The organism is Pseudomonas sp. Soil_N_39 (assembly GCF_057655955.1).
In genome coordinates, this window is record NZ_JBDGLI010000024.1 from 58,328 (window position 1) to 82,530 (window position 24,203).

Genomic DNA, 24,203 nt, shown 5'->3' on the forward strand with positions numbered 1-24,203 from the left:
CCATGACCGGCAAAGCACTGGCGGTGCCCGATGGTCACTGAATGTGGGTAGAATGCGGTTTTTTTCCACCTGCGGGGGTGCGCCTTGCGCGAAATCGTCCTGATAAACATCACTGGCAGCGACCGTCCGGGTCTGACTGCGGCCATTACCGGCGTTCTGGCCCAGGGTGGTGTGAACATTCTCGACATCGGTCAGGCGGTGATCCATGACACGCTGTCGTTCGGCATTCTGGTTGAAATCCCGGACGCCGAACAAAGCAAATCCGTGCTCAAGGACATCCTGTTTACCGCCTACAAGCTCGACCAGCAGGTGCGCTTCACCCCGGTGTCCGAGGACGACTACCGGCATTGGGTGGCTGGTCAGGGCAAGAAGCGCCACATCGTGACCCTGCTGACCCGCAAGGTGACCGCCGAGCAGTTGCAGCGCGTCAGCTCGATCACCGCCCAATATGGCTTGAACATCGACCACATCGACCGCCTGTCCGGGCGTATGCCGCTGGACACCCCGGCCGACAAGGGCAAGGGTTGCATCGAATTTTCGGTGCGCGGCGAACCGGCCGATCCCCAGGCGTTGCGTGCCGAGTTCCTCAGCGTGGCCCAGGAACTGAATGTCGACATCGCCTTCCAGGAAGATTCGCTGTTCCGCCGCAACCGCCGTCTGGCGGTGTTCGACATGGACTCGACGCTGATCGAAGCCGAAGTCATCGACGAACTGGCCAAGGCGGCCGGCGTGGGCGACAAGGTCTCGGCCATTACCGAGCGCGCCATGGCCGGCGAGCTGGATTTCCGTGCCAGCTTCAAGGAGCGCCTGGCGCTGCTCAAGGGGCTGGACGTCAGCGTGCTGGATTCCATTGGCGCTTCCCTGCGCCTGACCGAAGGCGCCGAGACCCTGTTCGCCGAGCTCAAGCGCCTGGGCTACAAGACCGCCATCCTGTCCGGCGGCTTCACCTACTTCGCCAAGCAATTGCAGGCCAAACTCGGTATCGACTACGTATTCGCCAACGAATTGGAAGTGGTGGATGGCAAGGTGACCGGCGTGGCCGTCGAACCGATCGTCGATGCCCAGCGCAAGGCGGACCTGCTGCGTGAACTGGCTGAAAAAGAAGGCCTGCGCCTGGAACAGACCATCGCCGTGGGCGACGGCGCCAACGATTTGCCGATGCTGGCGATCGCGGGCCTGGGCGTGGCGTTCCGCGCCAAACCGCTGGTCAAGCAGTCGGCCCGGCAAGCGATTTCCACCCTGGGGCTGGATGGGGTGTTGTATTTGCTGGGCTTCAGGGATCGTGACGGGCAGCTCTAACTCTGAGCTTGCGACATTTCCTGTGGCCAGGGACTTATCCGTGGCGAGGGGATTTATCCCCGTTGGGCTGCGCAGCAGCCCCCCAATGCACCCCCACTCAGCCTGACATAGCGAGTCGTCAGGTTCTGGGGCTGCTGCGCAGCCCAGCGGGGATAAATCCCCTCGCCACAGGGGGGCTATAGCGCTGCTTAAAGCGATTTCCACAACGAATCAAAATTCCCCTCTTGGTCGCCGCCATCCCCAGTCTCGGCTGACTCTTCCGGGTGATAGGAAAACTGGTTGAAACTGTGGGTGCTGGTCACCCGACGGTCCAGGCCGGCGCGGCGTTCCTGGCCGTTGGTATTGATCAACACCCGCTGGCCTTCCTGGAAGGGCAGGCGGGGGGCGATCATGGTCGGGGGCAGGTCAATGGCACTGATCTCGGGAAGCAACAGCCCGCGCAGATAGTGACCGTGTTCATTTTCATCCCGGACCAACTGCAGCCCGCAAGGCTGGGCATGGGGGGCGACCAGTTCGATGCCCATTTGCATGGCCCCGTTGCGCACTTGGCGGATCCAGCGCACCACGGCGACGCTCCAGGCTTGATCGCTGGCGTCGCGGATGCCGATCATTTCCCCGGCTTGCAACTGTTCCGGTACTTCCTTGGGCCAGCCGAGGCAATAGCCGCCTGGGCTGTGGTTGATGATCGGCAGGTCGTAGGTGGGGAAGTGATGCTGGTTGTCGGAGCTGGTGCCATCGTCATCGGCCGGGTTGACCGGGTACTCGATTTCTTCATAGGGCAACAGGTCGCTGTCGCCGGCGGGGGCTGCATCGAACGCTTGCTTCCAGGTGCCGTTTGTCTTGCTCGGCGAGGCTTCGAAGCGGGCTTTGCGGGTGGTGGGGCTTTTCAAGATCTCGTTGAACGAGCGCTCGCCGCCAAGGTAGTAGTGCAGCGCACTCATGCCCACGCACAGGGTCAGTGTGCCGTTGCCCTCGGTGCGCTGGAAGCTGCGTTCAGCCGCTTCGCCCCAGGCGGCTTGCAGGTGATGCAAGGTGTCGGCGCTCATGCCCCCCGGGACTGGCAACGTATTATCGGCAGGTTGTTCCAGGTGAGTGGCGATTGCACGCACCAGTGGCTGTGGGTCAAAGCCCTGCAAGGTAGGCTGCTGTTCGGCGCGGAACTTGGAGCGGTAGCGTGGCCCGACATCCAGCTCCGGCGCAACCGCGAACAGGCTGGTGGCGGTGGTGGCGGGGTCCAGCTTGACCCACTGGCTCCAGGATTCGAGCACTTCGGTCAGCCGTCCGATCTGGCTCTGGCGCAACTGGTTGCTGCGTGACGCGCCCAGCAGCAGGGCGACGACATAGGTTTGCTCGGCGTTCAATTGATGAACCTGGCTGGCCAGTTCGTCACTCACGCTCAGGTGTTGCAGCCGGTGCTGGCAGGCGATCCGGTACAACTGATGCAAATCAAGCCACAGCCCCTCGGGCACTGGGCTGTACAGTTGACTGGCACGCAGCAGTGGGCCGTTGAGGGCATGCAACGCCCGTTGCAGCGCAGTGCTCAGCAGGCGGGCCCGGTCCTTGGTGTACTTCGACGCGATACGCGCCACGATCTGTTTGTAGCCCATCGCCAGTTGGGTTTGCAGGGCCTGGCACAGGTTGACGATCTTGCGCGAGCGATCATCCAGCACGATGGCCTGTTGCAGGAAGTGCCGCTCCAGGTGTTTGCAAACGTAATACACCTCGGGCCGCAGCAGTTCGAGCAGTTGCAGGCGATTGTCGCTGGGCGTGAGCAGTTGGTTGAGTTCGCCAAGGGCCTGGTACAACAGGCGGGCCGTTTCGCCGATGTTGGCTTTGGGCAGGTTGGCGATCCAGCGCTTGAGGTCCCGTGGCGTAGCCTCGCAGAACGACAGGCGTGATTGTGTCGGGGTCAGGACGCGCAGTAGCTGGAGAGGGCTGGTCTCATTCATGCCGTGTGCGGGCTCCGGCGGGAAATAAACGTGGTGTTTCCAACTCTAGCAGCTGACAGGCCGGCGTGTTGCCCTGAATGTGCTGTGGGAGCAAAGCTTGCTCGCGATACAGGCGCAGCGGTTTCTTTTAGACCGCCTCATCGTTCATCGCGGGCAAGCCTTGCTCCCACAGGCTCCAGCCTTCAGGCCTTCTACAGGCCTGCTTCAAGGGCTGGTGAGGCTCAGGCTTTCGGCAATGCCAGGCCCTGGCCCATCTGCACCGGCGAGCCGGCCACCAGGCCTTCGGCCCATTTCACCTGGTCCGGCCCGAACAGCACGACGGCGGTCGAACCCAGCTTGAAGCGTCCCAGTTCGGCGCCTTTTTCCAGGTGGATCGGCGCACGGGCGGCTTCGTCGTAACGGAAGGTTTTCAGCTCGCGCTTGGGTGGCGTCACCAGCCCGGCCCAGACGGTTTCGATGGAGGCCACGATCATCGCGCCCACCAGCACCACGGCCATCGGCCCGCGCTCGGTGTCGAAAATGCACGCCACGCGCTCGTTGCGGGCGAACAGTTCTGGAACGTTTTCAGCGGTGGTCTGGTTGACCGAGAAAATCCGTCCGGGGATGTAGACCATCTCCCGCAGGGTGCCGGCCAATGGCATGTGCACGCGGTGGTAGTCCTTGGGGGACAGGTAGATGGTGGCGAAATCGCCGCCCATGAACGGCGCTGCGTTGGCCGCGTCACCGCCCAGCAGCTCCAGCACGCTGAAACTGTGGCCCTTGGCCTGGAACACCCGGCCGTGCTCGATCGGGCCGAGCTGGCTGACGGCACCGTCGGCGGGGCTGAGGATCGCGCCCGGGGTCTCGTCCAGTGGGCGGGCGCCGTCTTTCAGGGCGCGGGTGAAGAAGGCGTTGAAGTGCTCATACGCTGTCAGGTCTTCCACCAAGGCCTGGGACATGTCCACTTGGTAGCGCTTGGCAAACCACGCGGTGAAGGCGTTCTTGAACCAGCGCACGCGGCATTCGGCAATGCAACCGGCCAACCGCGACAACAGGTGGTGGGGCAGCAGGTATTGAGTGAGGATGAACAAACGGTTTTTCATTAACTGTCCTTAAGAACCTTCAAAGCTCGATGGGCGTGTCGGGATGGTTGCCCCATTCGCCCCAGGAACCGGCATAGCCTTTGACCCGTGGATAACCGAGCGCCTTGGCCACCAGGTAGGTGAAGCCAGAGCGGTGGTGAGTCTGGCAGTGGGTGATGATTTCTTTGTCAGGCGTGATGCCCAATTGTTCAAGGATTTGCGCCATGTCCTTACGGATGCGCAGGTTGCGCGCCGGGTCCATGCCGGCCGTCCATTCGAAATTGACCGCGCCGGGAATGTGTCCGCCCCGGGCCGCGACGACTTTCTCGCCGGAGTATTCCAGCGGGCCGCGAGCGTCCCAGATGGCCAGGTCGGCGGCACCGAGACGGCTTTGCAGGTATTCGCGGGTGGCGGTGGGGGCTTCGTGCAGCGTCAGGCTGACCGGGTCGGCGACGGGGGCAGGGACGTCGATGGACACCGGCAGGCCTTCGTTCAGCCACGACAGCAAGCCACCATCGAGGTAGTGGTAGTTCGAGTGGCCGATCACGTCCAGCAGCCAGATAAACCGCCCGGCCCAGCCGCCGCCTTCATCGTCATAGACCACATAGACCGCATCCGGGTGGTGCCCGAGTTCGCCGAACAGGGCTTCCAGGTCGGCCTTGGCCGGCAGCAGGCCCGGCGCCGGTGGCTGGCCGAGCTGGGTGCGCTTGGGGTCGACGAAGCGTGCGCCGGGGATATGCCCGGTGCTGTAGCGGGCGGCGCTGGTCAGATCCACCAGAATCAGTTCGCGGGCGTCGAGGCGCGGCAGCAGTTCGCTCGGTTCGATCACCAGCGGCAAGCCAGAGAAGTCAGGCATGTGAGGTCTCCAGGGGCGCAAAGGGAAAGGATTGTAGCAAGTTCAGCGGCCGCGGTTGGTAAAGGTATGCAGGGCCCTTTCGATGCATTGCACGGTTTTGCCGAAGGCTTGCACGGTGATATCCGAGAACGGCCCGCCGCCCTGGTCCACCGCCACCAGCATGATCACCCGGCCATTGCAGGTCAGTGAGCGCAACAGCAGGTGTTCACCGCGGAACAGGCTGCGCAGGCCCGGCGGCAGCAGCGCCGAAAACTGCGCGTTGTTGTCCGGGTTCAGGCGCACCTGGGCCTGCTGGGCCAGCAACCGTTGCAGTATTTTGCTCTGGCTGATGGTAAAGCTCATGGCCGCGGCTTCCTTGGGCAAACCGGCGGTCTGGTGTACGCGTACGCTGGTCTGGCTGCGGTCGGCCATCAGGATCATCACCCGGCGCATGCCACAGGCCACCAGGACGTCCCGCGCCGAAGTCGTCAGGTGCATGGCATTGCGGAAGGGGCTCGGCTCCACCAGCATGGAGGAGCATTGTTTGCGCCACTGGCTCAGGTCTTGGGCGCTGGGCGGAGCGGCGGGCAGCAAGCCGGGGTGGATACGGCGGCTGCCCGCAGGCCAGATCAGCGCTACGGCCGGGTGCCAGAGGTCCGGCATGGCGTGATGATGGGCACTGTTGACCGCTTGTTGGTGCAGCTGTTGCTGGACCTCATCCATCGACATCTGCAGATACAAACTGGTGAGGTACTGCCAGCGGGTGATAGCGGGGCTGTCCCAGGCCTGTTGTGCGGCCAGTGCCAGACCGTTGGCCAGCAACACGGTGTTGGCCGGCTGGTTGAGCCAGCGGCGCAGGGTCGGGTCGTCGTCCAGGCGATTCTGCTGGCGTAGCGGGTGTTCGCTGTCCCGGGCGATGCGCAGGACTTTCACCAGCTCGCGGCGTTCATTGAGCAGCAGGCGGTAACCTTGCGCCACCCAGATGGGCAAGCGCCAGGTCTCCACCAGCGCCAGGCAGATTTCCATCAGGCTGACGCCGAACAGCTCGCGCTCTACCTTGTGTGCGGGCTCGCCTTTATGGACGACCCGCAATTCCCATTCCCCAAGCAATCGCGGGTGGGTCAGGGCCAGGGGCCAGAGCGGCGACAGGAACAACAGGCTGCCCCAGTGTATGTCTTGCCACAGCCGTGCCAGGCGGCTGGCAAAAAAACCATTGGCCTGTTGCGTGGCGTGCTGGCTGATCAATTGCAGTTGGCGCAAGGCGAGGGGGATTTCGGGCCCGGGCAACGACGGCAGGCGGGCGAGCAGTTCCTCGGTACGCTTGAGGCCGAGGCGGTTGATGGCCACTTCGAGGTTTTCCGCAGGTTCAGCGAGGCTGCCATGGGTGTGATGGTTGGCTTCGCGGATGACGCTCAGGGCCAGGGCGGGACTGTCTTGCATCAGGTCGGCGATGTCGCGCAACGAGCGGCGGCTGTCGGCGAGGGCCTTGCAGACCAAGTCGTGGCTGGCCTGGGGTACCGGCAGATGCACGCCGTTGAGCAGTTTTACCCAGCCGTCGAGGGTGGTCGGTCGGGGCGTTGGAACCTTGGTTTCGTTAGTCATGGCTGGACGTGATCATCGTATGAATTCTCTACGCCCGGAACGGGGCAAATTGGCTTTTCGCCAGAACAGCCTATAGTCTGGCGCAGTTTTGCCGATAAGTAGAAGAAGAGATTTTTCAGCTTCCGAATATGACCTTGAACCCGACTTAAATAAGTACTTTCTATCTATGGCTAAAATTATCGGCATCATTGTCGTGTTCGCGAGCGTACTCGGCGGATACGTGCTCTCCCATGGCAAGATTGCCGCCCTGATCCAGCCCTTCGAGGTACTGATCATCGGTGGCGCGGCCCTCGGTGCATTTTTGCAGGCCAACCCTGGCTATATGACGATGCACGTGCTCAAGAAATCCCTGAGCATGTTCAGTTCGCGCTTCAGCCACACCTTCTACCTCGAGGTGCTGGGGCTGATCTACGAGATCCTCAACAAGAGTCGCCGCGAAGGCATGATGGCGATCGAGGGCGATATCGAAGACGCCGCCGCCAGCCCGATTTTCGCCAAGTATCCCTCGGTGCTGAAGGATGAACGCATGACGGCGTTCATCTGTGATTACCTGCGCATCATGTCGTCCGGCAACATGGCGCCCCATGAGCTCGAAGGCCTGTTCGACATGGAGCTGTACAGCCTCAAGGAAGACCTGGAGCACCCGTCCCACGCGGTCAACGGCATCGCCGACGGCATGCCTGGCTTCGGTATCGTCGCGGCAGTATTGGGGATCGTGGTGACCATGGCCTCCCTGGGCGATGGCGACCAGAAATCCATCGGCCTGCACGTCGGTGCGGCACTGGTGGGTACCTTCTTCGGTATTTTGGCCGCGTACGGTTTCTTCGGTCCGCTGGCCCATTCCCTGGCCCATGATGCCAAGGAAGAACTCAACGTCTACGAAGCCATCAAGGCGTCCCTGGTGGCTTCGGCGTCGGGCATGCCGCCATCGCTGGCGGTGGAGTTCGGTCGCAAGGTCCTGTACCCGGCGCACCGTCCAAGCTTCGCCGAGTTGGAACAAGCGGTTCGCGGTCGTTAAGTTATGGAAAATAATCAACCGATCATCGTCAAGCGCGTCAAGCGCATAGCCGGCGGGCACCATGGCGGTGCTTGGAAAATTGCCTTCGCCGACTTCGCGACGGCGATGATGGCGTTCTTCTTGGTGCTGTGGCTGCTGTCCACGGCAACCCCGGAACAGAAGATCGCCATCGCCGGTTACTTCAAGGACCCGGTCGGCTTTTCCGAAAGCGGCACACCCTACATCATTGACCTGGGCGGCTCGCCGACCCTGGCGCCGGAAAACACCCTCAACCCCGAGGTCAAGTCCCAGCCCCAGCCCGACAAGGTGACGGTGGATTCCGAGCAGGTCGAAGGCATGGCCGAACAGGTCGAGCGCGAGCGCCTGGAGTTGCTGTTGCAGGAATTGCAGAACAAAGTTGAAGAAAATCCGCAACTGCAGAAATTCAAGGACCAGATCCTGTTCGAGATCACGCCGAATGGCCTGCGCATCCAGATCATGGACGCTGATAACCGGCCGATGTTCGACTCTGGCAGCGCGCGCCTGAAACCGTATTTCGAAGACATCCTGCTGGCCATGGCCGACACCATCAAGGCGGTGCCGAACAAGATCAGTATCAGCGGTCACACCGATGCCAAGCCTTACGTTGGCAAAGGCGATTTCGGTAACTGGGAATTGTCGGCCAACCGCGCCAACGCGGCCCGTCGCGCCCTGGTGGCCGGTAGTTATCCGGACGAGCAGGTGGCACGGGTGGTCGGCTATGCGTCTTCGGCGCTGTTCGACCGCAAGGATCCGCTCAACCCGGTCAATCGGCGTATCGATATCGTGGTGTTGACCAAGAAGGCGCAGAAAGCGATCGAGGGCTCACAAACCGACGATCCGGCGCCCGATCCTGCCCCGGGCGAGGGCGCGCCGGGTGAAGTGCCTGCTTCGCCCGCCACACCTGGCGCGGCGGTCGATCCGAACGCGTTGCCGGCGGACCAGCAACCCGTGCCGGCCCATGAACTGCGCGAGCGGCTGAACCTGTTCGACGACGCCGCGCCGAAGCCGGCTGAGCCGCCGGCGCAGTGACCTGAGAGCCGATACAGACCTGTGGGAGCAAGGCTTGCCCGCGATGAAGGCGATGCGGTCTTTCGGAGACCGAGGTGCCTGTTTCGCGAGCAAGCTTTGCTCCCACGGATCCCCTCGCCACAAAGGTGTCCTGCCGGGTCAGTAACTGCTTTCCGGCAAACTGGCGATGATCGAGCGGTAGCTGTTCATCCGTTGTTGATGCACGCGACCTTCTTCCAGGGCCTTGAGCAGGGCGCAACCGGGTTCGCGGTCGTGCTTGCAGTCGCGGAAGCGGCAGGTGCCGATCAGCTCGTTGAACTCGATGAACCCAGCCTCGACATCGGCCCGGCTGACGTGGCCCAGGCCGAATTCGCGGATACCTGGCGAGTCGATCAATTCACCGCCGCCCGGGAAGTGGAACAGTCGTGCGGTGGTGGTGGTGTGGGTGCCCTGGCCGGACAGCTCGGACAACGGTCCGACGCGGGTCTCGACTTCCGGCAGCAGGCTGTTGACCAGCGAGGACTTGCCGACACCGGACTGGCCGACGAACACGCTAATGCGCCCGTCCAGCTGCCGTTGCAATTGTTCCATGCCGTTGCCGTGATGGGCCGAGACTTCCAGCACCGGGTAACCCAAATCCCGATAGACCGACAGCAAGGCATTCAGTGCCGGGGCGTTGTGCTCGTCGATCAGGTCGAACTTGTTGAGCAGCAACAATGGGCGAATGCCGGCGTGTTCGGCCGCCACCAGGTAACGGTCGATCAGGTTGGCGTGGGGCTCGGGCAACGGCGCGAACACGATGACGATCATGTCGACGTTGGCGGCCACGGGCTTGAGCTGGCCCCGGCTGTCCGGACGGCAAAGCTCGGTGTGGCGCGGCAACTGCGCGACGATCACGCCGATGCCCTGGTTGCCAGCACGCCAGACCACCTGGTCGCCCGTCACCAGCGCCGGCAGGTTGGCGCGCAAGTGGCAGCGGAACACCTGGCCGGCCAGTTCGCCTTCCCGGGCCTCGACCTCGACCTGCACACCGAAGTGGGCGATCACCAGTCCGGTCTGTTCAGGGCCCAGGTCGCCGCCCTCCAGGGCTTCGACAGCACTGGATTCGCGTTTGGCGGCGCGGGCGGCGCGCTCGCCCTGGATCTTTTCGATGCGCCAGTTCTGACGACGATTGAGTTGGCGTTTGGCCATGGGTGTTCCGTATGAAGAAATGCAGCGAATAGGGTAAAACGGCGGCGAGTTTAGCACGCCCAAGGGCCTGCCTAAGCTAAACTGCGTGGCTACGCCGAGGAGCTTCCCTATGCAAAACCCGCAGAACCTGATCTGGATCGACCTGGAAATGACCGGTCTGAACCCAGACACCGACGTCATCATCGAAATGGCCACCATCGTCACCGACAGCGACCTCAATACCCTGGCCGAAGGCCCGGTGATCGCGATTCATCACAGCGACGAGATCCTCGCCGGCATGGACGAGTGGAACACGCGCCAGCACGGCGGCTCGGGCCTGACCCAGCGGGTGCGTGAGAGCAAGATCAGCATGGCCGAGGCCGAAGCCCAGACCCTCGCTTTCCTGGAACAGTGGGTGCCCAAGGGCAAGTCGCCGATCTGTGGCAACAGTATCTGCCAGGATCGGCGCTTCCTTTATACCCACATGAAATCCCTGGAAAGCTACTTCCACTACCGCAACCTGGACGTCTCCACCCTCAAGGAACTGGCCGCCCGCTGGGCGCCAGAAGTGCGCGACAGTTTCCAGAAGGGCAGCACCCACCTGGCCCTGGACGACATCCGCGAGTCCATTGCCGAGTTGCAGCACTACCGTAAGCACTTCATCAAGTTCTGATTCCAGCGCACGGCGTTCTTGTAGCTTGTGGTTTTGTGGGAGCAAAGCTTGCTCGCGAAACAGGCGACTCGGTTTCTGAATGACCGCACCGCCATCATCGCGGGCAAGCCTTGCTCCCACAAACCTTCTCGCCACAGGTTCTGTGTCGGGCAGGGCGGAGCTGCCCTCTTTTGGTGCCTGCCCAAACTGGCTAGACTGCGCGCCTTCCCGTATGGACCGCCATCATGTTGCTGATGCTTTATCTGATCGCCATCACCGCCGAAGCCATGACCGGCGCCTTGTCTGCCGGGCGGCGGGGCATGGACTGGTTCGGCGTGGTGCTGATCGCCTGTGTCACGGCATTGGGTGGCGGCTCGGTGCGCGACGTGCTGCTCGGTCATTACCCGCTCACTTGGGTCAAGCATCCGGAATACCTGGTACTGACCACCGCGGCGGCGATGCTGACGGTGTTCCTGGCGCGCTGGATGCGTCATTTGCGCTCGCTGTTCCTGGTGCTCGATGCCGTGGGCCTGGTGGCGTTCACCCTGATCGGCTGCATGACGGCCCTGGAAATGGGCCATGGCATGCTGGTGGCGTCGGTCAGTGGGGTGATCACCGGGGTATTTGGCGGCATCCTCCGGGACATCTTCTGCAACGATATTCCGTTGATCTTCCGTCGCGAACTCTACGCCAGCGTCTCGTTTGCCGCGGCGTGGTGTTATCTGCTGTGTGTCTTCCTGCAACTGCCGAGCGAACAGGCGATCCTCATCACCTTGTTCGGCGGTTTCCTGCTGCGGCTCCTGGCGATCCGCTTTCACTGGGAAATGCCGAAGTTCGTCTACAACGACGAGGTCTGACGCTCGGCATGTTGGCGTAGCGCCCACGCCACGTGCTCGCGCACCAGTTCCGACGGATAGTCGCGCCGCGCCTCCAGGGCTTGCAGCACCGGAATCGTTGACGGCGCATTCCCCAGGCCCACCGCCAGATTGCGCAGCCAGCGCTCGTAACCGGCACGGCGCAGCGGTGAGCCTTCGGTACTGCTCAGGAACGTCGCCTCGTCCCACATGAACAGCTCGGCCAGTCCGGCATTGTCCAGGTTGTGCCGCGGCTTGAAGTCGCTTTCCCCGGACGGTCGGGCGAAGCGGTTCCACGGGCAGACGATCTGGCAATCGTCACAGCCGAACACCCGGTTGCCGATCAGTGGCCGCAGCTCTTCAGGAATCGCGCTTTTCAGCTCGATGGTCAGGTAGGAAATGCAGCGACGAGCATCGAGCACGTAGGGCCCGACGAAGGCATTCGTCGGACAGATGTCCAAGCACGCGGTGCATTTTCCACAATGCTCGGTGCCGTGGGGCGGGTCGATGGGCAGCGGCAGGTCGACAAACAGCTCGCTCAGGAAGAAATAGCTGCCGGCCTTGCGGTTGAGTACCAGGGTGTTTTTACCGATCCAGCCCAGGCCGGCCTGTTCGGCGATGGCTTTTTCCAGCACCGGTGCGCTGTCGACGAAGGCGCGGTAGCCAAAGGGGCCGATGGCCGCCTGAATTTTTTCTGCCAGTTGCTGCACGCGTTTACGGATCAATTTGTGGTAATCGCGGCCCAACGCATAACGTGAGACGTAGGCTTTTTCCGGTTGGCCGAGCAATTGCGCCATTTGCGTGTCGCCCGGCAGGTAGTCCATGCGCAGGGACACCACCCGCAGCGTGCCCGGCACCAGTTCCTCGGGGTGCGAGCGTTTGCTGCCGTGGGCGCCCATGTAGTCCATTTCGCCGTGGTAGCCGGCGTCGAGCCAGCGTTGCAGGTGTTGTTCATGCTCGGCCAGGTCCAGGCCGCTGATGCCGACCTGCTGGAAACCCAGCTCGCGGCCCCATTCCTTGATGGATTGGGCGAGGGCGGGGAGGTCTGTGGGAATGGCAGGCATGAGGCGAGAGAAACCAGAGCTGAGATGCGTATAATTCTGCCAGACATCGGAGCCCGAAGACGCATGCCGCACACTAAAGATGATTTTCCCGACGCGCTGTACAGCGCCGCGCAGGTCCGGGCCCTCGACGCGCAACTGATCGCGGCAGGCACCGCCGGTTTCGAATTGATGCAGCGCGCTGCCCGCGCCACCTGGCGAGCGATCGTTCGACGCTGGCCTGACGCCCGTGAGCTGACTGTGCTGGCCGGCCATGGCAATAATGCCGGTGATGGCTATCTGGTCGCGACCCTGGCCCGGCGCGCCGGTTGGCCGGTGCGGGTGCTGACGGTGGGCGAGCCTCGGCGATTGCAGGGCGACGCCGCCAATGCCCATGCCGAGGCCGTGGCGGTGGGCGTGCCGATGGAGCCGTGGTCGGATGAGGCCGAGTTGCGTGGCGTGCTGCTGGACGCGTTGCTTGGCACGGGCCTGAGTGGCGATGTGCGTGAGCCGTATGTGCAGGCCATCGATACGATCAACGTCAGCGGCCTGCCAGTCGCGGCGGTGGATATCCCCTCGGGGTTGTGCGCCGACACCGGGCGGGTGCTGGGTACAGCGGTGGCGGCCGACCTGACCGTGACCTTCATTGGCTTGAAACTGGGGCTGTTCACTGGCGAAGCGGCGGACCGGGTCGGTGAGCTGGTATTCAATGATCTGCATGCCGATCCGGATATTGTTGAAGCGGCACCGGTCAGTGCCCGGCTGCTCCTACCCAATAATCTGCCACGTCTGACGCCTCGCGCTGCCACTTCCCACAAAGGCAAGTTCGGTCATGTGCTGCTGATCGGTGGCGACCGGGGCTTCGGCGGCGCCATCCAGATGAGCGCCGAAAGCGCTCTGCGCTGCGGCGCGGGCATGATTTCGATGGCGACCCGCAGCGAGCATGTGTCCGCCGCACTGACGCGTTTGCCGGAAGTGATGGTGCAGGGCACCCATTCGGCGAACCAATTGATGGGCTTGCTCCAACAGGCCAGCGTGCTGGTGGTCGGGCCGGGCCTGGGCCAGGCCGCTTGGGGGCGTAGCCTGTTGTCGGCGGCGTCCAACGCGTCGCTGCCACAAGTGTGGGACGCCGATGCGCTGAACCTGCTGAGCAGCGGCGATGTCCGTTTGCCTGAGCAGTGTGTCATCACCCCGCACCCGGGCGAGGCGGCGCGCCTGTTGGAGATGTCCACCGCCCAGGTGCAAGGCGATCGCCCGGCCGCGGCCCATGCCTTGAGCCAGAAATACACCGCCACGGTGATCCTCAAGGGTGCCGGCAGCCTGATTGCCAGCCCGGACGGGCGCCTGGCGGTTTGCAGCCAGGGCCATCCAGCCATGGCCACGGCGGGCCTGGGGGATGTACTGGCCGGCGTGGTCGGGGCCTTGCTGGCCCAGGGCATGGAAGGCTTCGAGGCCGCGTGCCTGGCGGTTTGGCTGCATGCCAATGCCGGTGCCCAGGCTGGTCGCTCGGGCCGGGGATTGGCGGCGACCGATCTGATCCCGGCCATTCGTCAGTTGTTGGAGGAGCATTCACCGTGTCTGAAGTAACCCTGTACGTGGCGGACGAACAAGCCATGACACAATTTGGCGCCCGCATCGCGCAGATCACCGCCGGCCACGGCCTGATTTTTCTCGAAGGCGACCTCGGCGCGGGGAAAACCACCTTGTCCCGTGGCATCATTCGCGGCCTCGGGCACGTCGGTTCAGTCAAGAGCCCGACGTTCACCCTGGTCGAGCCCTATGAGATCGGCGACATTCGCGCCTTCCATTTCGACCTGTATCGACTGGTGGATCCTGAGGAGCTGGAATTCCTCGGCATCCGCGATTATTTCGAAGATGACGCCTTGTGCCTGATCGAATGGCCCCAGAAGGGTGCAGGCTTTTTGCCAAAGCCCGACCTGACCATTACCATTGGCGCGCAGAACGGCGGGCGTTCGCTGAAACTGACGCCGCAAGGCTCCCGTGGTGAGTCGTGGTGTGCCGCTTTGGCATTGGAAACTAATTGATGATGGGGTTTGGTATGCGCTTTCGCGCGGTGGTTGCTGTCGTAGGACTGTTGCTTACGGCACTGGCCGTCGATGCTGTGGCCGAGACAAAGGTCAACAGCGTTCGTCTCTGGCGGGCGCCGGACAACACACGGCTGGTGTTCGACCTGACGGGGCCGGTGCAGCACAGCGTATTCACCCTGACCGCCCCGGATCGCCTGGTGATCGACATCAACGGTGCCTCCTTGGGCGCGCCGCTGAACGTCGCCACCGCCAACACGCCGATTACCGCGATGCGCTCGGCCCAGCGTACGCCGACCGACCTGCGGGTGGTCATTGACCTGAAAAAAGCCGTGACCCCGAAAAGCTTCACTCTGGCCCCCAACGCCCAGTACGGCAACCGGCTGGTGGTGGACCTGTTCGACAACCCGGCCGATGCCGACCCACCGCCGCCGACCAAGGTTGCCACGGTGCCCGCGGTGCCGGTGACCCCGACCGAACCTGCGCTCAAACTGCCACCGGCCCCGGCCGGCAAGCGCGACATCATCGTGGTGATCGACGCCGGTCACGGTGGCGAAGACCCCGGGGCCTCGGGCTCGCGTGGGCAACGTGAAAAAGACGTGGTGCTGTCCATCGCCCGTGAATTGCAGCGCCAGGTCAACGGCATGAAAGGCTTCCGCGCCGAACTGACCCGCACCGGCGACTATTTCATTCCCCTGCGTGGGCGTACCGAAATCGCCCGCAAGAAAGGTGCTGACCTGTTCGTCTCCATCCACGCCGACGCCGCGCCTTCGAAGGCGGCGTTCGGGGCCTCGGTGTTTGCCCTGTCCGATCGCGGCGCCACGTCTGAAACCGCCCGTTGGTTGGCTGACAGCGAAAACCGTTCCGACCTGATCGGCGGTGCCGGCAACGTCAGCCTCGACGACAAGGACCGGATGCTCGCCGGTGTCTTGCTCGATTTGTCGATGACTGCCTCGTTGACCTCCAGCCTGAACGTCGGCCAGAAAGTCCTGAGCAACATCGGTCGGGTCACGCCGCTGCACAAGCAACGCGTCGAGCAGGCCGGGTTCATGGTGCTCAAGTCGCCGGACATCCCGTCGATCCTGGTGGAGACCGGCTTTATCTCCAACTCCAACGAGGCGTCCAAACTGTCGTCCTCCAGCCATCAGCAGGCCCTGGCCCGATCCATCAGCAGCGGTGTGCGCCAGTTCTTCCAGCAGAACCCACCGCCAGGCACCTACATCGCCTGGCTGCGCGACTCCGGCAAGATCGCCCAGGGACCACGGGATCACCGGGTCAACCCTGGCGAAACCCTGGCGATGATTGCCGTGCGCTACCAGGTGTCGCCCGCCACCTTGCGCAGTGCCAACAATCTCAAGAGCGATGAGCTCAAGATTGGCCAGACCTTGACCATTCCGGGCAATGAAGTGGCGGCCAAGCAATGAGTGACGAAGTGATCGGCAGCACCGCCCGCATCGAACTGCTCAGCCCTCGGCTGGCGAACCAGATCGCCGCCGGTGAAGTGGTCGAGCGTCCGGCGTCGGTCATCAAGGAACTGTTGGAAAACAGCCTCGATTCCGGGGCCCGGCGCATCGATGTGGATGTCGAGCAGGGCGGCGTCAAGCTGCTTCGGGTACGCGATGACGGTGGCGGTATTTCCTCCGACGACCTGCCGCTGGCCCTGGCGCGCCACGCCACCAGCAAGATCCGCGACCTGGAAGACCTCGAGCGGGTCATGAGCCTGGGGTTTCGGGGTGAGGCACTGGCGTCCATCAGTTCGGTGTCGCGCCTGACCCTCACTTCCCGCACCCGCGATGCCGAGCAGGCCTGGCAGGTCGAGACCGAAGGCCGCGACATGGCCTCTCGCGTCCAGCCTGCGGCCCATCCGGTGGGCACCTCGGTGGAAGTGCGCGACCTGTTCTTCAACACCCCGGCTCGGCGCAAGTTCCTCAAGGCCGAGAAGACTGAATTCGATCATCTGCAAGAAGTCATCAAGCGCCTGGCCCTGGCACGTTTTGACGTGGCGTTCCATTTGCGCCACAACGGCAAGACCATCCTCAGCCTGCACGAGGCCCACGATGATGCGGCCCGCGCCCGTCGTGTCGGTGCGGTGTGCGGCGCAGGCTTCCTGGAACAGGCCTTGCCCATCGAGGTGGAGCGCAATGGCCTGCACCTGTGGGGTTGGGTCGGGTTGCCGACTTTTTCCCGCAGCCAGGCGGACTTGCAGTATTTCTACGTGAACGGTCGGGCGGTGCGCGACAAACTGGTGGCCCACGCGGTGCGCCAGGCGTATCGCGATGTGCTGTTCAATGGTCGGCATCCGACCTTCGTGCTGTTTTTCGAAGTCGATCCGGCGGTGGTGGACGTCAACGTGCACCCGACCAAGCACGAGGTGCGTTTCCGTGACGGGCGCATGGTCCACGATTTCCTCTACGGCACTTTGCACCGCGCCTTGGGCGATGTGCGTCCGGAAGATCAGCTGGCGGCTCCGGCGGCAGTGGCCGGCATGGTCCGGCCAACGGGGTTGGACGCGGGCGAGTTCGGGCCCCAGGGCGAAATGCGCCTGGCGGCCAATGCCCTGCTGGAGCAACCCCAGCCTCAGCCGAGCTACAACACCGCCGGCAGCGGTGCTGGCAGTGGCTATCAGTATCAATACACCCCGCGCCCACAATCCAACGTGCCGGCAGCCGAGGCTCAGGCGGCCTATCGCGAGTTCTTCAAGCCCTTGCCGGAAGCCGGCGCGGCGGCGATGCCCGACGGCCAGGGCGATATCCCGCCACTGGGCTATGCCCTGGCGCAACTCAAAGGCATCTATATCCTCTCGGAAAATGCCCAGGGCCTGGTCCTGGTGGACATGCACGCAGCCCATGAGCGGATCATGTACGAGCGCCTGAAAATCGCCATGGCCAGCGAAGGCTTGAGCGGCCAGCCGCTGTTGGTGCCCGAATCCCTGGCCGTCAGCCAGCGCGAAGCCGATTGCGCCGAAGAACATGTGGCCTGGTTCCAGCGCCTTGGCTTTGAGTTGCAGCGCCTGGGCCCGGAAACCCTGGCGATCCGCCAGATCCCGGCCTTGTTGAAGCAGGCCGAGGCCAATCGCCTGGTCAGCGACGTGCTGGCGGACTTGATGGAGTACGGCACCAGCGACCGGATCCAGGCGCACCTGAACGAATTGCTCGGCACCATGGCCTGCCACGGCGCGATCCGCGCCAACCGGCGCCTGGCCCTGCCGGAAATGAACGGTCTGCTGCGGGACATGGAAAACACCGAACGCAGCGGTCAATGCAACCATGGCCGGCCGACCTGGACCCAATTGGGCCTGGACGACTTGGACAAACTGTTCCTGCGCGGTCGTTGATGAGCCCGTTGCCACCCGCGATTTTCCTGATGGGGCCAACCGCCGCCGGCAAGACCGACCTGGCCATCGAATTGACCAAGGTCCTGCCCTGCGAGTTGATCAGCGTCGATTCGGCCCTGGTCTACCGGGGCATGGACATCGGCACTGCCAAGCCGTCGAAAGAACTGCTGGCCGAATATCCGCACCGGCTGATCGATATCCTCGACCCGGCCGAAGCCTACTCGGCAGCCGATTTCCGCCGTGACGCGCTCCAGGCCATGGCCGAGATCACCGCGCGGGGCAAGATTCCGCTGCTGGTGGGCGGCACGATGCTGTACTACAAGGCCTTGGTCGATGGGCTGGCGGACATGCCGGCGGCCGATCCCGAGGTGCGCGCGCAGATCGAAGAAGAGGCCGCGCGCCTGGGCTGGCAAGCCTTGCACGAGCAACTGGCGGTCATCGACCCGGAATCGGCGGCGCGTATTCACCCCAATGACCCGCAGCGGCTCAGTCGGGCCCTGGAGGTTTATCGGGTCAGCGGCCAGAGCATGACCGCCCTGCGCCAGCGACAATCTGCGCAAAGTACTGAAGCAGCCGCTTCGGGACTGCAACAATTGCCCTATACTGTCGCGAATCTGGCCATCGCTCCGGCGAACCGGCAAGTGCTGCATCGGCGAATTGAACAAAGATTCACATTAATGTTGGAACAGGGGTTCATAGACGAGGTCGTAGCCCTGCGTGAGCGAAGTGACCTGCATGCCGGGTTGCCGTCTATACGTGCGGTAGGTTATCGACAAGTCTGGGATTACCTGGACGGCAAGCTGACGTCAGCCGAGATGCAGGAGCGTGGGATTATAGCCACGCGCCAATTGGCGAAACGCCAGTTCACCTGGCTGCGCAGCTGGACTGACTTGCATTGGCTCGACAGTCTCGATTGCGACAATCTGCCACGCGCCTTGAAATACCTCAGGACCATCTCCATATTGAGCTGAGTCCTTGCAATTGCCGTCTATCCTTGGGGGTGTGACGGCCCAAGCCATCTGATTCCGATTTTTATTATTGATCCTTAAAGGAGTGCGGCACATGTCAAAAGGGCATTCGCTACAAGACCCTTACTTGAACACTTTACGTAAAGAGAAAGTTGGGGTGTCCATCTATCTGGTCAACGGGATCAAACTGCAAGGCACGATCGAGTCTTTCGACCAGTTCGTTATCCTTCTGAAAAACACCGTCAGCCAGATGGTCTATAAGCACGCGATCTCGACAGTGGTGCCCGTTCGCCCAATTCGTCTGCCTAGCGCAACCGAATCCGAAGGCGGTGACGCTGAACCGGGTAACGCTTGATAGGAGCCTCCTTTGTTCTTTGAGCGCCACGGTGGTGGTGAGCGAGCCATTCTCGTTCACTTGGATGGACAGGACCCTGAGGCGCGCGAAGATCCGCAGGAGTTTCAGGAATTGGCTCTTTCGGCCGGCGCCGAGACCGTCGCGTTTTTCAACGTGCCGCGTCATCGGCCAACCGCCAAGTTTCTGATCGGCAGTGGCAAGGTCGAGGAGTTGCGCGACCTGGTCAAGGCCGAACAGGTCGATCTGGTGATTTTCAATCACATCCTCACGCCCAGTCAGGAGCGTAACCTCGAACGAGTCTTCGAGTGCCGCGTGATCGACCGCACGGGGCTGATCCTCGATATCTTCGCCCAGCGCGCCCGCACCCATGAAGGCAAGCTCCAGGTCGAACTGGCCCAGCTTGAGCACATGAGTACGCGGCTGGTTCGCGGCTGGACTCACCTTGAGCGGCAAAAGGGCGGTATCGGCCTGCGCGGCCCGGGTGAAACCCAGCTGGAAACCGACCGACGCCTGTTGCGGGTTCGCCTGCGCCAGATCAAGGGGCGGCTGGAAAAGGTCCGCAGCCAGCGCGAGCAGTCGCGACGTGGCCGCAAGCGTGCGGATATCCCGACGGTTTCACTGGTGGGCTATACCAACGCCGGCAAATCGACCCTGTTCAATAACGTTACCCAATCCGACGTGTATGCCGCCGACCAGTTGTTCGCCACGCTCGACCCGACCCTGCGCCGGCTCGACCTGGACGACCTTGGGCCGATCGTGCTGGCCGACACCGTGGGCTTCATCCGTCACTTGCCGCATAAACTGGTCGAGGCTTTCCGGGCTACGCTCGAAGAGTCGAGCAACTCCGACCTGCTGCTGCACGTGATCGATGCCGCCGAGCCGGACCGGATGCTGCAGATCGAGCAGGTGATGGTGGTGCTGGGTGAGATCGGAGCCCAGGACTTGCCGATCCTCGAGGTATACAACAAACTCGATTTGCTCGAAGGCGTGGAGCCGCAGATCCAGCGCGATGCCGACGGCAAGCCGCAACGGGTCTGGCTGTCGGCCCGCGATGGCAGCGGCCTGGACCTGCTCAAGCAGGCCGTGGCCGAGCTGTTGGGCAACGATCTGTTTGTCGGCACCCTGAAGTTGCCGCAACGTTTCGCCCGGCTGCGTGCGCAGTTTTTCGAGCTGGGGGCGGTGCAAAAAGAAGAGCACGACGAAGAAGGTGTCTGCCTGCTGGCTGTTCGCCTGCCTCGGACGGAGCTCAACCGACTGGTCAGTCGCGAAGGGCTGCAACCGATGGAATTCATCGAGCAACACACTTTGCAATAAAAGCCTGAGAAAGCGGTGTCAGGCATTCTGTAGCATTGGTCGGCGCGCCGTGGGTGCGTCTTTGCTTTATCAGATGGAGAGCGCTATGGCTTGGAATGAGCCGGGTGGCAACTCGAATAATCAGGATCCTTGGGGTGGCAAACGTCGTAACAACGGCGACCGCAAGGGGCCGCCAGATCTCGACGAGGCCTTCCGAAAGCTGCAGGAAAGCCTGAACGGTTTGTTCGGTGGTGGTAAAAAACGCGGTGACGAGGGCGGCGGTCGTTCGGGCAAGGGCGGTGGTTTCGGCCTGCTCGGCATCGGTCTCGTCGTGCTGGCGGCTGTCTGGCTGTACAGCGCGGTCTATGTCGTGGACGAGCAGGAGCAGGCCGTGGTGCTGCGCTTCGGCAAGTACTACGAGACGGTTGGCCCGGGCCTGAACATCTATTTCCCGCCGATCGACCAGAAGTACATGGAGAACGTCACGCGTGAGCGGGCGTACACCAAGCAGGGCCAGATGCTGACCGAAGACGAGAACATCGTCGAAGTGCCGCTGACCGTGCAATACAAGATCACCAACCTGCAGGACTTCGTGCTGAACGTCGACCAGCCGGAAATCAGCCTGCAGCACGCGACCGAAAGCGCCTTGCGCCATGTGGTGGGTTCCACCGCCATGGACCAGGTGCTGACCGAAGGTCGTGAACTGATGGCCAGCGAAATCAAGGAGCGCCTGCAACGGTTCCTCGATACCTATCGCACCGGTATCACCGTTACCCAGGTCAACGTCCAGAGCGCAGCGGCACCGCGTGAGGTCCAGGAAGCCTTCGACGACGTGATCCGGGCCCGTGAAGACGAACAGCGTTCGCGCAACCAAGCCGAAACCTATGCCAACGGCGTGGTGCCGGAAGCCCGTGGTCAGGCCCAGCGCATCATCGAGGACGCCAACGGTTATCGTGACGAAGTGGTCTCCCGTGCCAAGGGTGAGGCCGATCGCTTCACCAAGCTGGTGGCCGAGTATCGCAAGGCCCCTGAAGTGACCCGCCAGCGTCTGTACCTGGACACCATGCAGGAAGTCTTCAGCAACACCAGCAAGGTCCTCGTGACCGGCAACAAGAACGGCCAGAGCAATCTGCTGTACCTGCCGCTGGACAAGATGGTCGAGAGCGGTCGCAACACCAGCACGCCACCGACCAGTTCGGCGGCGGCCAGCAATGAGGCCGGCGCCCGTGCGGCGGCGGACCTGCAACAACAGCAAGCACGTACCAGGGAGAGTCGCTGATGAGCAATAAATCGCTGATCGCCCTTATTGTCGGTGTCGTCGTGGCGATCGCTGCCTGGAACTGCTTCTACATCGTGGCTCAGACCGAGCGCGCGGTGTTGCTGCAATTCGGTCGCGTGGTCCAGGCTGATGTCCAGCCAGGGCTGCATGTGAAGGTGCCGTACGTCAACAAGGTGCGCAAGTTCGATGCTCGCCTGATGACGCTGGATGCGCCGACGCAACGCTTCCTGACGCTGGAAAAGAAAGCCGTGATGGTGGACGCCTACGCCAAGTGGCGCGTGAAGGATGCCGAGCGCTTCTACACCGCGACCTCTGGCCTGAAGCAGATCGCCGACGAGCGTCTGTCCCGTCGTCTGGAATCGGGCCTGCGTGACCAGTTCGGTAAGCGCACGTTGCATGAAGTGGTGTCCGGTGAGCGCGATGCGCTCATGGCCGACATCACCCGTTCGCTGAATGCGATGGCGGAAAAAGAGCTGGGTATCGAAGTGGTCGATGTCCGGGTCAAGGCCATCGACCTGCCGAAGGAAGTGAACCGCAGCGTGTTCGAGCGGATGAGCACCGAGCGTGAGCGTGAAGCCCGCGAGCACCGCGCCAAGGGTAACGAGCTGGCCGAAGGCATCCGTGCCGACGCCGATCGCCAACGCCGTGTGCTGCTGGCCGAAGCCTATCGTGAATCGGAGGAGGTCCGGGGTGATGGTGATGCCCAGGCTGCTTCGATCTACGCCAAGGCCTACGGTCAGGATCAGGAGTTCTACGCGTTCTACCGTAGCCTGCGTGCCTACCGTGAAAGCTTCGCGAACAAGTCCGACGTCCTGGTCCTGGACCCAAGCAGCGACTTCTTCCATTACCTGGAAAAGTCCAAGCCTTGATGCGACGTTGACCTGAAACACTCCGCCCGGCGGCTAAAGCGTCGGGCGGGGTGATCCTTTGGGAAAACGTGTGTATGATGCGGCAGCCGGGAAATTCCCGGCTTTTTTGCGTCTGCACGTTCGATTGCGGTTCATAGGTGCAGGCGTCGGGTTGAACGACTCGACAGGTTTTTCGAGGAAAGCGCTGGGCGAGGCCGATTGCGGGCCATTCGTCACGTCGCTCATGCGCGTGTTTTGCGTATGGGCCCAGTGTTTTCTGCTTCACTCAAGGCTTGCCCGAGGGCTGGCCGCCCGGACCATAGGGGAATGGCGTAATGGCAACGGTAGACCGCTGGCTGCTGCCTGATGGCATCGAAGAAGTACTGCCACCGGAAGCTGCGCGTATCGAAGTAGCGCGTCGGCAGGTGTTGGATCTGTTCCAGAGTTGGGGTTACGAATTCGTCGTCACCCCGCATATCGAGTACCTGGAATCCCTGCTCACCGGCGCGGGCCAGGACCTGGATCTGCGCACCTTCAAGGTAATCGACCCGCAGTCGGGCCGGCAGATGGGCTTTCGTGCCGACATCACGCCGCAAGTGGCGCGCATCGACGCCCACACCCTGCGCCGTGAAGGTCCGAGCCGCCTGTGCTACGCCGGCAGCGTTCTGCATGCCCAGCCGCGTGCCTTGTCGTCTTCGCGCAGCCCGATCCAGCTGGGCGCCGAGTTGTATGGCGATGCCAGCCCGAGCAGCGACGTGGAAGTCATCAGCCTGATGTTGGCCATGCTGCAACTGGCTGACGTGCCGGATGTCCACATGGACCTGGGGCATGTCGGCATTTACCGCGGCCTGGCCCGTGCGGCCGGTTTGTCCGGTGAAGTGGAGCAACAACTGTTCGATGCCCTGCAACGCAAGGCCATCGACGAAGTCATCAGCCTGACCGAGGGCCTGCCGGCCGATCTGTCGGGCATGCTGCGGGCGCTGGTGGACCTGTGCGGCGGGCGTGAAGTATTGGCCGCTGCCCGTGAACGCCTGGCTCATGCGCCGGCGCCGGTGTTGGCCGCGCTGGATGACTTGCTGGCGATTGCCGAGCGTCTGTCGGTGCGTTTCCCCGAGTTGCCGCTGTATTTCGACCTGGGTGAGTTGCGCGGCTATCACTATCACACCGGTGTCGTGTTCGCCGTGTTCGTGCCGGGCGTGGGCCAGTCCATCGCCCAGGGCGGCCGTTATGACGACATCGGCGCCGACTTCGGTCGCGCCCGTCCGGCGACCGGTTTCTCTACCGATTTGAAAACCCTGGTGACCCTGGGGCGTGCTGAAGTCGAGCTACCGTCTGGCGGTATCTGGATGCCTGACAGTACGGATGCGGCACTCTGGCAGGCGGTCTGCCAGTTGCGCAGTGAGGGTCAGCGTGTCGTCCAGGCCTTGCCTGGGCAGCCTTTGGCCGCCGCCCGTGAAGCGGACTGCGACCGGCAATTGATTCAGCAGAACGGGCTTTGGCAAGTATTGCCGCTGGCTTCTTGAGTTTTCCCGCCGGCCGCGGCCGGCACCAAGTTTGCGCGAATGAGGACAA

The 24,203-nt window shown here is 62.9% G+C and carries 21 protein-coding genes; 15 read left to right on the forward strand and 6 right to left on the reverse strand.

Annotated features, from left to right (window positions below):
- Positions 1-84 precede the first annotated feature (84 nt).
- On the forward strand, positions 85-1,299 hold the full coding sequence (serB, locus tag AC3A5O_RS26010) for a phosphoserine phosphatase SerB (protein WP_122567322.1): 1,215 nt from the start codon (positions 85-87) through the stop codon (positions 1,297-1,299).
- A gap of 188 nt (positions 1,300-1,487) precedes the next feature.
- Here the strand turns inward: serB and AC3A5O_RS26015 are convergent, their stop codons facing one another.
- The 4 genes from AC3A5O_RS26015 to AC3A5O_RS26030 form a co-directional block, all read right to left on the reverse strand.
- Positions 1,488-3,248, reverse strand: a complete 1,761-nt coding sequence (locus AC3A5O_RS26015) for a molecular chaperone (protein WP_487753913.1) — start codon at positions 3,246-3,248, stop codon at positions 1,488-1,490.
- Positions 3,249-3,469: 221 nt separating this feature from the next.
- Positions 3,470-4,330, reverse strand: a complete 861-nt coding sequence (gene asd / locus AC3A5O_RS26020) for an archaetidylserine decarboxylase (protein WP_122567320.1) — start codon at positions 4,328-4,330, stop codon at positions 3,470-3,472.
- Between the two features lie 19 nt (positions 4,331-4,349).
- Positions 4,350-5,165 (reverse strand): rhodanese-like domain-containing protein, encoded by an 816-nt coding sequence (locus AC3A5O_RS26025; RefSeq protein ID WP_305482473.1) that lies wholly within the window; start codon positions 5,163-5,165, stop codon positions 4,350-4,352.
- A gap of 42 nt (positions 5,166-5,207) precedes the next feature.
- Complete coding sequence (locus tag AC3A5O_RS26030) at positions 5,208-6,746, reverse strand: HDOD domain-containing protein (protein ID WP_487753914.1); 1,539 nt, start codon at positions 6,744-6,746, stop codon at positions 5,208-5,210.
- A gap of 166 nt (positions 6,747-6,912) precedes the next feature.
- On the opposite strand from AC3A5O_RS26030, the gene motA reads away from it, so the two are divergent.
- Together motA and motB are read left to right on the forward strand one after the other, a co-directional pair.
- Positions 6,913-7,764, forward strand: coding sequence for a flagellar motor stator protein MotA (gene motA / locus AC3A5O_RS26035; protein WP_122567317.1), 852 nt, complete (start codon positions 6,913-6,915; stop codon positions 7,762-7,764).
- Positions 7,765-7,767: 3 nt separating this feature from the next.
- Positions 7,768-8,814 (forward strand): flagellar motor protein MotB, encoded by a 1,047-nt coding sequence (motB, locus tag AC3A5O_RS26040; RefSeq protein ID WP_122567316.1) that lies wholly within the window; start codon positions 7,768-7,770, stop codon positions 8,812-8,814.
- Between the two features lie 138 nt (positions 8,815-8,952).
- On the opposite strand, the gene rsgA is transcribed toward motB, so the two are convergent.
- Complete coding sequence (gene rsgA / locus AC3A5O_RS26045) at positions 8,953-9,984, reverse strand: small ribosomal subunit biogenesis GTPase RsgA (RefSeq protein ID WP_122567315.1); 1,032 nt, start codon at positions 9,982-9,984, stop codon at positions 8,953-8,955.
- 109 nt (positions 9,985-10,093) lie between these two features.
- On the opposite strand from rsgA, the gene orn reads away from it, so the two are divergent.
- Positions 10,094-10,636, forward strand: coding sequence for an oligoribonuclease (gene orn, locus AC3A5O_RS26050; protein WP_122567314.1), 543 nt, complete (start codon positions 10,094-10,096; stop codon positions 10,634-10,636).
- A 221-nt stretch (positions 10,637-10,857) separates the two neighbouring features.
- A complete protein-coding gene (locus AC3A5O_RS26055) occupies positions 10,858-11,472 on the forward strand; it encodes a trimeric intracellular cation channel family protein (RefSeq protein WP_204126993.1) in 615 nt (204 codons plus the stop codon).
- Here the strand turns inward: AC3A5O_RS26055 and queG are convergent.
- Entirely contained in the window at positions 11,454-12,533 is a 1,080-nt protein-coding gene (gene queG, locus AC3A5O_RS26060; protein ID WP_122567312.1) for a tRNA epoxyqueuosine(34) reductase QueG, read from the reverse strand. The two genes, AC3A5O_RS26055 and queG, sit on opposite strands and share 19 nt — an antisense overlap.
- A gap of 63 nt (positions 12,534-12,596) precedes the next feature.
- On the opposite strand from queG, the gene AC3A5O_RS26065 reads away from it, so the two are divergent.
- From AC3A5O_RS26065 to AC3A5O_RS26110, 10 genes are all read left to right on the forward strand, one after another.
- A complete protein-coding gene (locus tag AC3A5O_RS26065) occupies positions 12,597-14,096 on the forward strand; it encodes an NAD(P)H-hydrate dehydratase (RefSeq protein WP_122567311.1) in 1,500 nt (499 codons plus the stop codon).
- Positions 14,084-14,554: a tRNA (adenosine(37)-N6)-threonylcarbamoyltransferase complex ATPase subunit type 1 TsaE gene (tsaE, locus tag AC3A5O_RS26070; RefSeq protein WP_305482479.1), complete on the forward strand. Its 471-nt coding sequence runs from the start codon at positions 14,084-14,086 to the stop codon at positions 14,552-14,554. The genes AC3A5O_RS26065 and tsaE overlap by 13 nt, the downstream gene beginning before the upstream one ends.
- Entirely contained in the window at positions 14,554-15,978 is a 1,425-nt protein-coding gene (locus tag AC3A5O_RS26075; RefSeq protein WP_305491609.1) for an N-acetylmuramoyl-L-alanine amidase, read from the forward strand. The genes tsaE and AC3A5O_RS26075 overlap by 1 nt, the downstream gene beginning before the upstream one ends.
- Entirely contained in the window at positions 15,975-17,888 is a 1,914-nt protein-coding gene (gene mutL, locus AC3A5O_RS26080) for a DNA mismatch repair endonuclease MutL (RefSeq protein WP_122567308.1), read from the forward strand. The genes AC3A5O_RS26075 and mutL overlap by 4 nt, the downstream gene beginning before the upstream one ends.
- Positions 17,888-18,859, forward strand: a complete 972-nt coding sequence (miaA, locus tag AC3A5O_RS26085) for a tRNA (adenosine(37)-N6)-dimethylallyltransferase MiaA (RefSeq protein WP_305469464.1) — start codon at positions 17,888-17,890, stop codon at positions 18,857-18,859. Before mutL ends, miaA begins: the two co-directional genes overlap by 1 nt.
- Positions 18,860-18,950: 91 nt before the next feature.
- Positions 18,951-19,211 carry an RNA chaperone Hfq gene (gene hfq / locus AC3A5O_RS26090; protein WP_003186419.1) on the forward strand — a complete coding sequence of 87 codons (261 nt, stop codon included), beginning with the start codon at positions 18,951-18,953 and terminating at the stop codon, positions 19,209-19,211.
- Between the two features lie 12 nt (positions 19,212-19,223).
- Positions 19,224-20,525: a ribosome rescue GTPase HflX gene (gene hflX, locus AC3A5O_RS26095; protein ID WP_487753915.1), complete on the forward strand. Its 1,302-nt coding sequence runs from the start codon at positions 19,224-19,226 to the stop codon at positions 20,523-20,525.
- 85 nt (positions 20,526-20,610) lie between these two features.
- Positions 20,611-21,783: an FtsH protease activity modulator HflK gene (gene hflK / locus AC3A5O_RS26100; protein WP_487753916.1), complete on the forward strand. Its 1,173-nt coding sequence runs from the start codon at positions 20,611-20,613 to the stop codon at positions 21,781-21,783.
- Positions 21,783-22,652: a protease modulator HflC gene (gene hflC / locus AC3A5O_RS26105; RefSeq protein WP_053117908.1), complete on the forward strand. Its 870-nt coding sequence runs from the start codon at positions 21,783-21,785 to the stop codon at positions 22,650-22,652. The genes hflK and hflC overlap by 1 nt, the downstream gene beginning before the upstream one ends.
- 314 nt (positions 22,653-22,966) lie before the next feature.
- The gene (locus AC3A5O_RS26110) at positions 22,967-24,154 is read left to right on the forward strand and encodes an ATP phosphoribosyltransferase regulatory subunit (RefSeq protein WP_046065549.1); all 1,188 of its coding nucleotides are present in this window, start codon (positions 22,967-22,969) and stop codon (positions 24,152-24,154) included.
- Positions 24,155-24,203: the final 49 nt, after the last annotated feature.

Excerpts from the sequence above, each read along its gene's own strand:
- hflC (WP_053117908.1), top strand. The coding sequence starts at position 21,783 with ATGAGCAATAAATCGCTGATCGCCCTTATTGTCGGTGTCGTCGTGGCG.
- mutL (WP_122567308.1), top strand. The coding sequence starts at position 15,975 with ATGAGTGACGAAGTGATCGGCAGCACCGCCCGCATCGAACTGCTCAGC.
- asd (WP_122567320.1), bottom strand. The coding sequence starts at position 4,330 with ATGAAAAACCGTTTGTTCATCCTCACTCAATACCTGCTGCCCCACCAC.
- AC3A5O_RS26025 (WP_305482473.1), bottom strand. The coding sequence starts at position 5,165 with ATGCCTGACTTCTCTGGCTTGCCGCTGGTGATCGAACCGAGCGAACTG.
- queG (WP_122567312.1), bottom strand. The coding sequence starts at position 12,533 with ATGCCTGCCATTCCCACAGACCTCCCCGCCCTCGCCCAATCCATCAAG.
- rsgA (WP_122567315.1), bottom strand. The coding sequence starts at position 9,984 with ATGGCCAAACGCCAACTCAATCGTCGTCAGAACTGGCGCATCGAAAAG.
- AC3A5O_RS26015 (WP_487753913.1), bottom strand. The coding sequence starts at position 3,248 with ATGAATGAGACCAGCCCTCTCCAGCTACTGCGCGTCCTGACCCCGACA.
- motB (WP_122567316.1), top strand. The coding sequence starts at position 7,768 with ATGGAAAATAATCAACCGATCATCGTCAAGCGCGTCAAGCGCATAGCC.
- orn (WP_122567314.1), top strand. The coding sequence starts at position 10,094 with ATGCAAAACCCGCAGAACCTGATCTGGATCGACCTGGAAATGACCGGT.
- hflK (WP_487753916.1), top strand. The coding sequence starts at position 20,611 with ATGGCTTGGAATGAGCCGGGTGGCAACTCGAATAATCAGGATCCTTGG.
- AC3A5O_RS26075 (WP_305491609.1), top strand. The coding sequence starts at position 14,554 with ATGATGGGGTTTGGTATGCGCTTTCGCGCGGTGGTTGCTGTCGTAGGA.
- hfq (WP_003186419.1), top strand. The coding sequence starts at position 18,951 with ATGTCAAAAGGGCATTCGCTACAAGACCCTTACTTGAACACTTTACGT.
- AC3A5O_RS26110 (WP_046065549.1), top strand. The coding sequence starts at position 22,967 with ATGGCAACGGTAGACCGCTGGCTGCTGCCTGATGGCATCGAAGAAGTA.
- AC3A5O_RS26030 (WP_487753914.1), bottom strand. The coding sequence starts at position 6,746 with ATGACTAACGAAACCAAGGTTCCAACGCCCCGACCGACCACCCTCGAC.
- miaA (WP_305469464.1), top strand. The coding sequence starts at position 17,888 with ATGAGCCCGTTGCCACCCGCGATTTTCCTGATGGGGCCAACCGCCGCC.
- AC3A5O_RS26065 (WP_122567311.1), top strand. The coding sequence starts at position 12,597 with ATGCCGCACACTAAAGATGATTTTCCCGACGCGCTGTACAGCGCCGCG.
- motA (WP_122567317.1), top strand. The coding sequence starts at position 6,913 with ATGGCTAAAATTATCGGCATCATTGTCGTGTTCGCGAGCGTACTCGGC.